Origin of the sequence: Streptomyces sp. NPDC004134 (assembly GCF_042874195.1) — a bacterium.
Taxonomy (GTDB): domain Bacteria; phylum Actinomycetota; class Actinomycetes; order Streptomycetales; family Streptomycetaceae; genus Streptomyces.
The window spans coordinates 187,682-201,032 of record NZ_JBIAMS010000005.1; the positions used below are offsets into that span (position 1 = coordinate 187,682).

Here is a 13,351-nt window from a genome sequence, read left to right on the forward strand (position 1 = left end):
TCGTGCATCGGGGGGACCGGCTGACAGAAAACGCCGACAGGCGATGCCACCTGTTCGAGGAGTAGTCCCTTCATGAGCGAGCACCGTCGCAAGCCGCCGAACAGCGGCCGCGGAGGAGGCCGTCACGGCGCGCACTCCGGTCGCCGCGGGACGCCCGGCGCGGACGGAGGCGCCACAGCCGGCCGCCGGGCCGCCGGAGGCGGCGGTGGCGGCAGAAGGAGAGCCCCCGACGGGAACACCGCCTACGGTGCGGGCACCGCGGCCGGTGCGGGCGCCGCCGCGGGCGCGGCGGCAGGAGCGGCCGGACACGGCCGCAGCCACTCCGCCGCCGGCGGCTACGACGGCCCGCGCCGCAGGCGCCGCCCCGAGCCGCCGCCGCGGAAGCGGTTCATCGACTACCCCCGCTCCAACCACACCGGCCTGCGCCGCTGGCTCCCCTCCTGGAAACAGGTCACGGGGATGTGCGTGCTCGGCGTCGGGCTGCTCGTCGGCCTGTTCTTCCTCGGCTACATGCTGGTGGAGGTCCCCAGCGTCGCCGCCGCCGCCAAGGCGCAGAACAACGTCTACTACTGGTCCGACGGCACCCAGATGGCCACGTACGGCGGTGAGAAGAACCGCCAGATCGTGGATCTGGAGGACATCCCGAAGGAGATGCAGAACGCGGTCATCGCCGCGGAGAACGCCACCTTCTACTCCGACCCCGGCATCGACCCCAAGGGCATCGTCCGCGCCATGTTCAACATGGCCGCCGGCGGTTCCACCCAGAGCGGTTCGACCATCACCCAGCAGTACGTGAAGAACGCCCGGCTCGACGACCAGTCGCAGACCATCTCCCGCAAGGTGCAGGAGCTGTTCATCTCCATCAAGGTGGGCGCGAAGGTCGACAAGAACGAGATCCTCGCCGGGTACCTCAACACCGCGTACTACGGCCGCGGCGCCTACGGCATCCAGGCCGCCGCCCAGGCGTACTTCCGCGTCGACGCCGAGAACCTCAAGCCCGACCAGTCCGCCTTCCTCGCCGCCGTCCTCAAGGGGCCCGACCTCTACGACCCCCAGGGCGGCTCCGTCCCCGGCGCCTCGCCGGAGGACAACCGCAAGCGCGCCGAGGAGCGCTGGGAGTGGATCCTCGACCGGCAGACCGAGGTCGAGCTGGACGGCCAGAAGATGATGTCGCCGGCCGAGCGGGCCAAGTTCGACACGTTCCCCAAGATCGAGAAGTACAACCCCAGCGCCGGTCTGACGGGCCAGAAGGGCTATCTCATCGAGACGGCCAACCGGTACGTCCTGAAGAACTCCGACATCGGCAAGGAAGAGCTGGAGCGCGGCGGCTACCGCATCTACACGACCTTCGACAAGGAGAAGGTCGCGCAGATGGAGACGGCGGTCAACGACGCCCGCGAGGAGTACCTCGACCCGAAGAACCGGGACAAGGACAAGTACGTCCAGTTCGGCGGGGCCTCGGTCGATCCGGAGACGGGGAGGATCGTCGCCCTCTACGGCGGCGAGGGCTTCGACAAGGACCACTTCACCAACAACGCCGACACCCTCGGCGTACCCGTGGGCTCCACCTGGAAGCCGTTCGTCCTCGCGTCCGCCTTCGAGAACGGCACGTACCGCAGCGAGGGCCAGCCGATCTCGCCGGAGAGCAAGTACAACGGCAACAACGCCATCGTCATCCGGAACCAGGAAGGCGATCCGATGCCCGGTCCGGGAGGCGATGACTTCCGGCAGGTCAACGAGGCCGACAAGAGCTACGGCTACGTCGACCTCAACATGGCCACCGGGCTGTCCATCAACACCCCGTACGTCCAGCTCGGCATCGACGTGGGGCTGAACAACGTCCGCAAGACGGCCGAGAACCTCGGCATCCTCGAGGACTCGATGGACCCGAACAACAACGCCTCGTTCTCCATCGGCACCTCGACCCCCAGCGCCATCCGCATGGCCAGCGCGTACGGCACGTTCGCCGCCTCCGGCGAGCACATCGAGCCGTACTCCGTGACGAAGGTGGTCAAGGACGGCAAGGAGCTGGGCGGGTACGACGAGCACCCCACGAAGCGCGGCATCGACGCGGAAGTCGCCGACACCGTCACGAAGGTGATGAAGGAGAACGTCATCGAGGGGGAGTACGGCGAGTTCGGCAGCGGCACCGGCGTCGCCGCGCGCGACCTGGAGCGGCCCGCGGCCGGCAAGACCGGTACCACGGACAAGAACAAGTCCGCTTGGTGGGTCGGCTACACCCCGCAGTTGTCCACGGCCGTCACCCTCTTCCGCACCGATCCGCGCAGCGACAAGCAGGAACTGCTGTCGATGAACGGAACCGGCGGCTTCGACTCCATCCACGGTGGTCAGATCCCGACCGAGATCTGGACCAACTACATGAAGGCCGCCCTGAAGGGCGAGGAGGTCAGGGACTTCCCGGAGCCCGGCCCGCTCGGCGACATCGTCGACGGCGGGGGCGTTCCCACCCCCACCGAGTCGGAGATCGAGCCCGAGCCGTCCGAGACCCAGCCCAGCGAGGAGCCGGACGACCCCACCAGCAGCCCGCCGCCCTCGACCTCGCCCCCGCCCAGCCAGACGTGCGAGCCGTGGGACCTGGAGTGCCAGTCCGGCGGCGCCACCAACGGGGGTGATCCCGGCGGTGAGACCGACGGGGACCCCACCACAGGCGGCGAGACGAACGGAGAGACGACCACCGGTGAGACGAACGGAGAGACCACCACCGGCGGCCAGCCCAACGGCGGCAACGGCAACGCCGGGTCGAACGGCGGCGACGACGGCGGAGGACTGATCCCATGACCGCGGTCCCCGGATCCCGGGGACCGACGGCCTAGCCGGGGGCAGTCCCGTGTCCCGAGACGGCGGCGGATGGATTCCATCCGCCGCCGTTGGCGTGCGGGCGAGGAGCCGTACCGGACAGACGTGTCCGCCCCCGTACGGCAGGATGGCTCCATGACGAGCGTGCACCACGACCCGGCCCGGCGGCCGGCCGCCGCCCCGGCGCCGGACGAGCCGCCCGTCGCCCCCACCCGGCACGACGAGATCGCCGCCCGCGGCAGCGAGGTCCTCGGCGGCCCGCTCGGGCGCCGGGCGCTGCCCGGCGGCTCCTGGTGGACTCCGGTGCGGGTGATCGCGCTCGTGGCGATCGGGATGTTCGCGCTCGGCATGGTGCAGAAGTACCCGTGCTACGACGGCGCCTGGTTCTCCGGCGCGAACGCCCAGTACACCCGCGCCTGCTACTCCGACATCCCGCACCTCTACCAGGGCCGCGGCTTCGCCGACGACCTCACGCCGTACTTCGACCGCATCCCGCCGGAGTCGTCCGGCGGCATGGAGTTCCTTGAGTACCCGGTCCTGACCGGACTCTTCATGGAGGTCGCCTCCTGGCTCACGCCCGGCGGCGACGACCTCGTGCACCGCGAGCAGGTCTACTGGCTCGTCAACGCCGGCATGCTGATGATCTGCGTCGCGATCGTCGCCGTCTGCGTCGCCCGTACGCACCGCCGCCGGCCCTGGGACGCGCTCCTCGTCGCCCTCGCCCCCGCGCTCGCGCTCACCGCGACGATCAACTGGGACCTGCTCGCCGTCGCCCTCACCGCCGCCGCGATGCTCGCCTGGTCCCGCAGCCGCCCCGTCGCCGCCGGCGTGCTCCTCGGCCTGGCCACCGCCGCCAAGCTCTATCCCGTGCTGCTGCTGTGGCCGCTGCTGCTGCTCTGTCTGCGCGCCGGGCGGCTACGGCAGTTCGCCACCGCGACCGCCGCCGCGGCCGGCGCCTGGCTCGTGGTCAACCTGCCCGTGATGATCAAGGCGCCGGACGGCTGGGCGAAGTTCTACACCTTCAGCCAGGAGCGGGGCGTCGACTTCGGCTCGTTTTGGCTGATCATCTCCCAGCGGTCCGGCGAGCCCCTGGACGACGCCAACATCTACGCCGCCGCCCTGATGGTCCTCGGCTGCCTCGGCATCGGCGCCCTCGCGCTCACCGCGCCGCGCCGCCCGCGCTTCGCGCAGCTCGCGTTCCTGATCGTGGCGCTGTTCATCGTCACCAACAAGGTCTACTCGCCGCAGTACGTGCTGTGGCTCATCCCGCTCGCCGCCCTGGCCCGGCCCCGCTGGCGCGACTTCCTCATCTGGCAGGGCTGCGAGGTCGCGTACTACATGGGCATCTGGCTCTACCTCGCGTACACCAACGGCGGCGAGGACGCCAAGGGCCTGCCCCCGGACGGCTACCACGTGGCCATCGCCGCCCATCTGCTGGGCACGCTGTACCTGTGCGCGGTGGTCGTACGGGACATCGTGATGCCGGACCGTGATCCGGTACGCCGCCTCGGCGACGACGACCCCGGCGGCGGCGTCCTGGACCGGGCGCGGGACGTGCGGGTGCTGGCCGAGGCCGGCCACGGGCGGCACGCGGCGGGCTTCGCGGGTGCCCCGGGCGCTCCGGGCGGGCCGGGTGCGCCGCCGGGCGCTGGCGGAGCGCCGGGGGCGATGCGCGTGCGGTGGGGAGCGGAAGGGAGCGCGAAGGCGGGCCGGGTGTCCCCCATCGAGTGACGTCGTACGGCGTCCGACCGGGCATTCTGAGCGGTTGGTCAGGCCGGACCGGCCTCCTCCGGACACGAGCGAGGGCCCGAAGCCGCGGCTTCGGGCCCTCCGTGCGTCCTACGCCGTACGCGGCACGCTCCGCGCCGTATGCGGCGAGCGAACCGCTAGCGCTCCACCACCCGGTCCGGCTGCGTCGTCGTGTGCCGCAGATGCGCGACCATCTCGTCCCCCTGCACCGGCGCCGACGATTCCGCCGGCAGGTACAGGATCGACACCTGCATGTGCGGCGGCTCCGCGAACCACCGCTGCTTGCCCTCCCACACGAACGGCGACAGGTTCCGGTTCACCGTCGCCAGCCCCGCCCGCGCCACGCCCTTCGCCCGCGGCGCCAGCCCGTGCATCGCCTTCGGCGCCTCCAGGCCGACGCCCTGCGACGTACCGCCGGCGACCACCACCAGGTGGCCGTCGCCCGACACCTTCTGCTGCCGGTAGCCGAACCGGTCGCCCTTCGCCACGCGCGTGACATCCAGCACCGTGCCCCGGTAGTGCGTCGCGTCGTGGTCGCCCAGCCACAGCCGGGTGCCGATCCGCGCCCGGAAGCGCGTCTGCGGGAACTGCCGCTGCAACTGCTCGAACTCGTCCGCCCGCAGATGGCTCACGTACATCGTGTGCAGCGGCAGCCGCGCCGCGCGCAGCCGGTCCATCCACGTGATGACCTCGTCCACCGCGCTGGAGCCGTCCGTGCGGTCCAGCGGCAGGTGGATCGCGAAGCCCTCCAGCGTCACGTCCGACAGCAGCGACGCCAGCTTCGGCAGCTCCTCCTCCGTCACGCCGTGCCGCCGCATCGAGCTCATCACCTCGATGACGACCCGGGCACCGACCAGCCGCCCCACCGCGTCCACCGACGCGACGGTGCGGATCACCCGCGTCGGCAGCGGGACGGGCTCCTCGGTGAGCTGGTACGGGGTGAGGACGAGCAGGTCGCCGCTGACGAAGTCGCGCGCCCGCGCCGCCTCGTACACCGTGCCGACCGCCAGCGGGCTCGCCCCCAGCCGGGCGGCCTCGGCGGCCAGGCGCTCGTGGCCGAAGCCGTAGCCGTTGCCCTTGCAGACGGGGACGAGTCCGGGGAACTGCTCCAGGATGTGCTGCTGGTGTGCGCGCCACCGCGCGGAATCGACGTAGAGCGTGAGCGGCATGGCGGTCGGTGTACCTTCCTTCGCGGTGTCGGGGGCTCTTCGGTTCGCGTGAAGTCCGCTGCTTCGCGTGAAGTCCGCCGTGGTCAGCGGCGGGACATGTAGATGTCGAGAGCCTTGTGGAGCAGCTTATTCAGTGGGTAGTCCCACTCGCCCAGGTATTCGGCCGCCTGCCCGCCCGTGCCCACCTTGAACTGGATCAGCCCGAAGAGGTGGTCGGTGTCCACGAGCGCATCGCCGATGCCGCGCAGGTCGTACACGTGTGCGCCGGCGGCGTGCGCGTCCTTCATCATCTGCCACTGGATGGCGTTCGACGGGCGCACCTCGCGCCCGTGGTTGGCGGAGGCCCCGTATGAGTACCACACGTGCCCGCCCACCGTCAGCATCGTCGTCGCCGCCAGGCATTCGCCCTGGTGGAGCGCGAAGTACAGCCGCATGCGGCCCGGCTCCTCGGCGTTGAGCACCTTCCACATGCGCTCGAAGTAGCCCTGCGGCCGGGGCCGGAACTTGTCGCGCTCGGCCGTGATCTCGTACAGCCGCTGCCACTCGCCGAAGTGCTCCAGGCCGCCCTGCACCACCTCGACGCCGGCCTTCTCGGCCTTCTTCACGTTGCGCCGCCAGAGCTGGTTGAAGCCCTTGAAGATCTCGTCCACGGAGCGCCCCGCCAGCGGCACCTGGAAGACGTACCGCGGCTGTACGTCGCCGAAGCCCGCACCGCCGTCCTCGCCCTGCTGCCAGCCCATCCGCCGCAGCCGCTCGGCGACCTCGAACGCCTGCGGCTCGACGACGTCCGCGTTGACGTCGCGCAGCCGCTTCACGTCCGGGTCGGCGATGCCGGCCTTGATCGTCGGCGCCTCCCAGCGGCGGATGATCACCGGCGGGCCCATCTTCACGGAGAACGCGCCCTGGCTCTTCAGATGCGCCAGCATCGGGTTGAGCCACGCGTCGAGGTTCGGCGCGTACCAGTCGATGACCGGCCCCTCCGGCAGATACGCCAGATACCGCTTCACCTTCGGCAACTGCCGGTACAGCACCAGAGCCGCGCCCACCTGCCGGCCGTCGGCGTCGAACCAGCCCAGGTTCTCCGCGCGCCACTCGGACTTCACGTCCGCCCACGCCGGGATCTGGCAGTGGCTCGCGGCGGGCAGACTGCGGATGTACGCCAGATGCTGCTCGCGGCTGATGGGCTGCAGGGTCAGGCTCATGGCGGCGCTCCTCGTGCTGCGGCGGGTTGCCGACTGCGGCAGGCTTCTCGCGGGTGAAGCCTACTGCGGGCGCACCTCACCCCAGGAGGGAAGGCCCCAAGCGGCGGGGCTACGCAGACACGGGGAGCGCCGGTGGTGTAGGGCCGCGGCGCCGTACGAATCGGCCGCCGTGCCGTATGGAATCAGCGGCGTGCCGTACGGATCTGCCGCACGGATCAGAGGGTGAAGCCTCCGCGCGCCATCGCCAGGAAGAAGCCGAGGCCGGCCGCGCCCAGCCCCAGGAGCATCAGGAACCGCTCCCTGGTGGTCACGGAGATCATCTGTCCCCACGCCCCGGTGACGATCCCGATCAGTCCCGCCCAGGTCGCGGGCACGTGCAGGCCGCGCCACTGGGCCAGGACGAGCGCGATCGCCCCGACGGCGAGGGTGATGGCCAGGAGTGTGTCCTGGGCGACGTGGTGTTCGCCGTCGCTGGCGAAAAGGCCGATGTTGCGCTGCGGGGGCTGTACTGCCTGAGGCATAGGGCACCTCCATGCCCGTATGGCGGCGCGGGCTCCAGTGTCGTACGTGACGCCGCTCACACCCGATGTGTACAGATTGCCGGGAATCGTGGCCGGATTTCAACCGGAAGGGCCGCTGCGGGTACTGTGTACGGTCTGTAGCGGAGTCTGCCCAGGCCATCCACCGCACCGGCGCCCCATCCGGCGCCGCCCCCGCGGTTGTCAGTGCCGGGCGCTACCGTTGCGACGCAATGAAGAACCTCCTGCCACGGAGAGACCGTGGCCGCCGAGTCCAGAGGAGGTGGGTTCCACAATGCGTCACTACGAGGTGATGGTCATCCTCGACCCCGATCTCGAGGAGCGTGCAGTCTCCCCGTTGATCGAGTCCTTCCTGTCCGTGATCCGTGAGGCCAAGGGCAAGGTGGAGAAGGTCGACACCTGGGGCCGTCGTCGTCTCGCTTACGAGATCAAGAAGAAGCCCGAGGGCATCTACTCGGTCATCGACATCCAGGCCGAGGCCGATGTCGTCAAGGAGCTCGACCGGCAGATGAACCTCAACGAGTCGGTGCTGCGGACCAAGGTCCTGCGCCCCGCAATCCACTGACCGCAACCGACGAGCAGACCGCGTACGGCCCGTCCGGCGACGGACGGACCGCGTACGAGTAACCGAACCGACTGAACCGACAGCGCCGGCCGTACTGGCACAACCGACAGCACGGACGGCACTGACAAGCCAGACCGCACCACCCGGCAGCAACCGCGAGAGGTCAAGACATGGCAGGCGAGACCGTCATCACCGTCGTCGGAAACCTGACCGATGACCCCGAGCTGCGCTTCACGCCGTCCGGCGCGGCCGTCGCGAACTTCACGATCGCGTCGACCCCCCGGACGTTCGACCGGCAGACCAACGAGTGGAAGGACGGCGACCCGCTGTTCCTCCGCGCGTCGATCTGGCGCCAGGCGGCGGAGAACGTCGCCGAGTCGCTGACGCGCGGCACGCGCGTGGTTGCCCAGGGCCGGCTCCGCCAGCGTTCGTACGAGACCCAGCAGGGCGAGAAGCGGACCGTGGTGGAGCTGGAGGTCGACGAGATCGGCCCCGCGCTCCGGTATGCCACCGCCAAGGTCACCAAGACCACCGGCAGGGGCGGCCAGGGCGGCGGCTTCGGCGGTGGCGGCGGCCAGCAGGGCGGCCAGGGCGGCGGCTGGGGCGGAAACCCCGGCGGCGGCCAGGGCGGCCAGGGCGGCGGCGGCTCGCAGGGCGACCCGTGGGCGACGTCCGGCGGCGGCGGCGGTCAGCAGGGCGGTCAGGGCGGCGGCTGGGGTGGGAACTCCGGCGGCGGCCAGGGCGGCCAGGGCGGCGGTTACTCGGACGAGCCCCCGTTCTGATCCCGGGCTTCCCGGGGCGTGACGAGCGTGCTCGTACACCACACTTCTTGATCACACTGGAGTAAGAGACATCATGGCGAAGCCGCCTCCGCGCAAGCCGAAGAAGAAGGTTTGCGTCTTCTGCAAGGAGAAGATCTCCTACGTCGACTACAAGGACACGAACCTGCTGCGGAAGTTCATTTCCGACCGCGGCAAGATCCGTGCCCGCCGGGTCACCGGCAACTGCACCCAGCACCAGCGTGACGTCGCTACGGCCGTGAAGAACAGCCGGGAGATGGCGCTGCTGCCCTACACCTCGACCGCGCGCTGACTGGGAGGGTGAGCCAAGCATGAAGATCATCCTCAAGGGCGAGGTCTCCGGCCTCGGTGCCGCCGGCGACGTCGTCGAGGTCAAGGACGGGTACGCCCGCAACTACCTGATCCCCAACGGTCTGGCGATCCGCTGGACCCGCGGCGGGGAGAAGGACGTGGCGCAGATCCGCCGCGGCCGCAAGCTGCGCGAGATCGCGTCTGTCGAGCAGGCCAACGCCGTCAAGTCGGAGCTGGAGGGCGTGCAGGTGCGCCTGTCCACGCGCGCCGGCGCCAGCGGCCGGCTCTTCGGCGCCGTCACCCCGGCCGACATCGCCACGGCGATCAAGCAGGCCGGCGGCCCGGACGTCGACAAGCGGCGCATCGAGCTGTCCGCGCCGATCAAGAGCCTCGGCGCCCACCAGGTGTCCGTACGGCTGCACCCCGAGGTCGACGCGAAGGTCGGCGTCGAGGTCGTGGCCGGCTGAGGCCGAACGGCGACGGGTAGGACGAAGGACGGGCCGCGCCCTTGCGGGGGCGCGGCCCGTTCGCGTGCGTGGAGCGGAGGCGTTCGGCGGGCGGTGGGCCCCCGTGGGCGGGGGTTTCGGCCGGCCCGTACGACGGCTGCCGCCGCTGTGCCCGGGCCGTACTCGTGCCGCGGCTGCCGCGGCTACGCGCGGACGGCGCCCGTGACCAGCCACCGCCCGGACCGGGCACGCAGCCACAGCGTCACCAGCCGCGTCAGCATCATCAGCCCCATCGACCACCACACCGCCGTCAGCCCGCCGCCCAGCGCCGGCACCGCCAGCGCCACCGGCGCGAAGACGGCCAGCGTCAGCAGCATCGCCCAGGCCAGGTACGGCCCGTCGCCCGCGCCCATGAGCACGCCGTCGAGCACGAACACCACCCCCGCCAGCGGCTGCGTCACCGCGACGACCAGCAGCGCCGGCAGCAGCACGTCGTGCACCCCCGCGTCGTCCGTGAAGAGCGGCAGGATCAGCGGCCGGGCCGCCACCACCAGCGCGCCCAGCACCGCGCCGGTCGCCACCCCCCACTGCACCATCCGCCGGCACGCCTCCCGCGCCCCGTCCACGTCCCCCGCGCCCAGGAATCTGCCGATGATCGCCTGCCCGGCGATCGCTATCGCGTCCAGCGCGAACGCCAGCAGCGACCAGATGCTCAGCACCACCTGGTGCGCGGCGACCGACTCGTCCCCGAGCCCCGCCGCCACCGCGGTCGCGATGAGCCCGATGGCCCGCAGCGAGAGGGTACGGATCAGCAGCGGCACCCCGGCCCGGGCGGAGGACCGGATGCCGGCCGGCTGCGGGCGCAGCGCGGCGCCGTGCTTGCGGGCGCCCCGTACGACGACGACCAGGTAGACCGCGGCCATCCCCCACTGCGCGAGTACGGTGCCCCAGGCGGAGCCGGCGATGCCGAAGCCGGCGCCGTAGACGAGGGCGACGTTGAGCACGCCGTTGGCGGTGAAGCCGCCGATGGCGACGTACAACGGGGTGCGGGTGTCCTGCAGGCCGCGCAGCACGCCGGTGGCGGCGAAGACGATGAGCATGGCGGGGATGCCGAAGGCGCTGATGCGCAGATACGTCACCGCGTACGGCGCGGCGGTGTCGGAGGCGCCGAAGAGGCCGACGAGGCCGGGCGCGGTGGGGACGGTGACCGCGACGAGCACGGCGCCGAGCAGCGTGGCGAGCCAGATGCCGTCGACGCCCTGCTGGATCGCCGAGCGCAGATCGCCGGCGCCGACGCGGCGGGCGACGGCGGCGGTCGTGGCGTAGGCGAGGAAGACGAAGACGCTCACGGCGGTGGTGAGGAGCGCGGCGGCGACGCCGAGCCCGGCGAGGTGCGGGGTGCCGAGGTGGCCGACGATGGCGCTGTCGGCGAGCACGAAGAGCGGTTCGGCGACGAGGGCGCCGAAGGCGGGGACGGCGAGGGCGACGATCTCGCGGTCGTGCCGCCGCCGGGTACGGCGTCGCTGCTCGCCGGGCGTGCCCTGGTCGGCGGTGGTGGGCGCGGGGACGTCGTGCATGCAGCAAATCTAATAGTCCACAGGTAACAGACGCAACAGGCTGCGGGCACTTACATGATGCCGTGTATGGGGTGAGCGCGCGCGGTGCGCGCCGTGACCTCGGCCCGGCGGGGAAAGTTTTTCTCCTCCACCGGGGGTGGACGAAGAATCAGCAGGTCAAACGGGTGATCGCGGAGCGATAGTGTGCTTGTCCACAGCACTGTCCCCCGGCTCGTACACAGCTTTCCCCAAGTAATCCACAGGTTGGGCGAGTCTTTCCACACCCCCTGTGGATAGCGCAATTGGCGACAGCCCGCCGCGGACCTACCGTTGAGCCTCCCCCCGCCGGCAACGGCGCCGCCGCCCCGCGGTCCGGGGGGCCGGCCGACGCGCCGGAAGCGGAACGCCGCGGGCGATTTGTCAGCGGCGTGCCGTAAGAAAGAGGGGCGCCCTGAGAGGTCCGCCGTAAGGCGGGTGGGAGGAGGTGGGGCAGCCGTGTCAGAGCACAGGGACTACGTGGACACCATGCCCGGGGACGTCCGTCCACTGCGCCGCGAGGCCGACCAGCACAGCCGGCCGGACCAGCCCGCGCCCGAGGACCCCTGGGGCCCCGGCGCCCCCGCCGCCTTCGAGCGCGTACCCCCGCAGGATCTGGACGCGGAGCAGTCCGTCCTCGGCGGCATGCTGCTGTCCAAGGACGCCATCGCCGACGTCGTCGAGGTCCTCAAGGGCCACGACTTCTACCGCCCGGCGCACGAGACGGTCTTCACCGCGATCCTCGACCTCTACGCCCGCGGCGAGCCCGCCGACCCCATCACCGTCTCCGCCGAGCTCACCAAGCGCGGCGAACTCGCCCGCGTGGGCGGCGCCTCCTACCTCCACACCCTGGTCCAGTCCGTCCCCACCGCCGCCAACGCGGAGTACTACGCCGAGATCGTCCACCAGCGCGCCATCCTGCGCCGTCTGGTCGAGGCCGGCACGCGGATCACGCAGATGGGATACGCGGCCGACGGCGAGGTCGACGACATCGTCAACTCCGCACAGGCCGAGATCTACGCCGTCACCGAACAGCGCACCGCGGAGGACTACCTCCCCCTCGGCGAGATCATGGAGGGCGCCCTCGACGAGATCGAGGCCATCGGCTCCCGCAGCGGCCAGATGTCCGGCGTCCCCACGGGCTTCACCGACCTCGACTCCCTCACCAACGGCCTCCACCCCGGCCAGATGATCGTCGTGGCCGCCCGCCCCGCCATGGGCAAGTCCACGCTGGCGCTCGACTTCGCCCGCGCCTGTTCGATCAAGAGCAATCTGCCCAGCGTCATCTTCTCGCTGGAGATGGGCCGCAACGAGATCGCGATGCGGCTGCTCTCCGCGGAGGCCCGCGTGGCGCTGCACCACATGCGCTCCGGCAGCATGACCGACGACGACTGGACCCGCCTGGCCCGGCGGATGCCGGAGGTGACGGGCGCCCCGCTCTACATCGACGACTCACCGAACCTGTCGATGATGGAGATCCGCGCCAAGTGCCGGCGGCTGAAGCAGCGCAACGACCTCCGGATGATCGTCATCGACTACCTCCAACTGATGCAGACGGGCGGCTCCCGCCGTCCGGAGAGCCGCCAGCAGGAGGTCTCGGAGATGTCCCGGAACCTGAAGCTCCTGGCCAAGGAGCTGGAGGTCCCGGTGATCGCCCTGTCCCAGCTCAACCGTGGCCCCGAACAGCGCACCGACAAGAAGCCGATGGTCTCCGACCTCCGCGAGTCGGGATCGATCGAACAAGACGCGGACATGGTCATCTTGCTGCACCGCGAGGACGCGTACGAGAAGGAGTCGCCGCGCGCGGGCGAGGCGGACCTGATCGTCGCGAAGCACCGCAACGGCCCGACGGCAACGATCACGGTGGCCTTCCAGGGCCACTACTCCCGCTTCGTGGACATGGCCCAGACCTGACCCGCGGGAGTGTAGGTTCCGCGTTCCGCTGTCAAAATCCACGTCCAAGTGTCAAGCCGGTGTCGAATTTGACATGACCCGAGGACGTGCAGGTCAGAAGCGTCACTCGTTGGAGTGGCATTGGAGTGGTGCTGCAGACGCGGCCGGGCCCTCACGCCAATGTGGACATGAAGGTTGCGGAGCCTCCAGGGGGCTGCATCGGCATGTCAGACCAAGGCGTCATATCCACGGCTGAGTTACAGGTCCGGAAGCCCGGTAAGGACAAGC

General features: G+C 70.8%; 11 protein-coding genes. 7 read left to right on the top strand and 4 right to left on the bottom strand.

The window, feature by feature from the left end:
* Nucleotides 1-72 precede the first annotated feature (72 nt).
* Nucleotides 73-2,799, top strand: coding sequence for a transglycosylase domain-containing protein (locus ACFYVJ_RS09585; protein ID WP_388888214.1), 2,727 nt, complete (start codon nt 73-75; stop codon nt 2,797-2,799).
* Between the two features lie 153 nt (nt 2,800-2,952).
* A complete protein-coding gene (locus ACFYVJ_RS09590; RefSeq protein WP_388888216.1) occupies nt 2,953-4,548 on the top strand; it encodes a glycosyltransferase family 87 protein in 1,596 nt (531 codons plus the stop codon).
* Nucleotides 4,549-4,703: 155 nt separating this feature from the next.
* On the opposite strand, the gene ACFYVJ_RS09595 is transcribed toward ACFYVJ_RS09590, so the two are convergent.
* From ACFYVJ_RS09595 to ACFYVJ_RS09605, 3 genes are all read right to left on the bottom strand, one after another.
* Nucleotides 4,704-5,735: an alanine racemase gene (locus tag ACFYVJ_RS09595; protein WP_388888218.1), complete on the bottom strand. Its 1,032-nt coding sequence runs from the start codon at nt 5,733-5,735 to the stop codon at nt 4,704-4,706.
* A gap of 83 nt (nt 5,736-5,818) precedes the next feature.
* On the bottom strand, nt 5,819-6,937 hold the full coding sequence (locus ACFYVJ_RS09600; protein ID WP_388888221.1) for a lipid II:glycine glycyltransferase FemX: 1,119 nt from the start codon (nt 6,935-6,937) through the stop codon (nt 5,819-5,821).
* Between the two features lie 215 nt (nt 6,938-7,152).
* A complete protein-coding gene (locus ACFYVJ_RS09605; protein WP_388888223.1) occupies nt 7,153-7,458 on the bottom strand; it encodes a hypothetical protein in 306 nt (101 codons plus the stop codon).
* A 292-nt stretch (nt 7,459-7,750) separates the two neighbouring features.
* Here ACFYVJ_RS09605 and rpsF point away from each other — a divergent pair, with 292 nt between their 5' ends.
* The 4 genes from rpsF to rplI all read left to right on the top strand — a co-directional run bounded on the left by rpsF (nt 7,751) and on the right by rplI (nt 9,599).
* The gene (gene rpsF, locus ACFYVJ_RS09610) at nt 7,751-8,041 is read left to right on the top strand and encodes a 30S ribosomal protein S6 (RefSeq protein ID WP_018838796.1); all 291 of its coding nucleotides are present in this window, start codon (nt 7,751-7,753) and stop codon (nt 8,039-8,041) included.
* Nucleotides 8,042-8,211: 170 nt separating this feature from the next.
* Nucleotides 8,212-8,823 (top strand): single-stranded DNA-binding protein, encoded by a 612-nt coding sequence (locus ACFYVJ_RS09615; RefSeq protein WP_388888226.1) that lies wholly within the window; start codon nt 8,212-8,214, stop codon nt 8,821-8,823.
* Nucleotides 8,824-8,896: 73 nt separating this feature from the next.
* On the top strand, nt 8,897-9,133 hold the full coding sequence (rpsR, locus tag ACFYVJ_RS09620; RefSeq protein WP_018838794.1) for a 30S ribosomal protein S18: 237 nt from the start codon (nt 8,897-8,899) through the stop codon (nt 9,131-9,133).
* Nucleotides 9,134-9,152: 19 nt separating this feature from the next.
* Entirely contained in the window at nt 9,153-9,599 is a 447-nt protein-coding gene (gene rplI, locus ACFYVJ_RS09625) for a 50S ribosomal protein L9 (protein WP_027741613.1), read from the top strand.
* A gap of 182 nt (nt 9,600-9,781) precedes the next feature.
* On the opposite strand, the gene ACFYVJ_RS09630 is transcribed toward rplI, so the two are convergent.
* Nucleotides 9,782-11,155, bottom strand: a complete 1,374-nt coding sequence (locus ACFYVJ_RS09630; RefSeq protein WP_388888228.1) for an MATE family efflux transporter — start codon at nt 11,153-11,155, stop codon at nt 9,782-9,784.
* Between the two features lie 504 nt (nt 11,156-11,659).
* On the opposite strand from ACFYVJ_RS09630, the gene dnaB reads away from it, so the two are divergent.
* Nucleotides 11,660-13,084, top strand: coding sequence for a replicative DNA helicase (gene dnaB / locus ACFYVJ_RS09635; RefSeq protein ID WP_388888584.1), 1,425 nt, complete (start codon nt 11,660-11,662; stop codon nt 13,082-13,084).
* Nucleotides 13,085-13,351 lie beyond the last annotated feature (267 nt).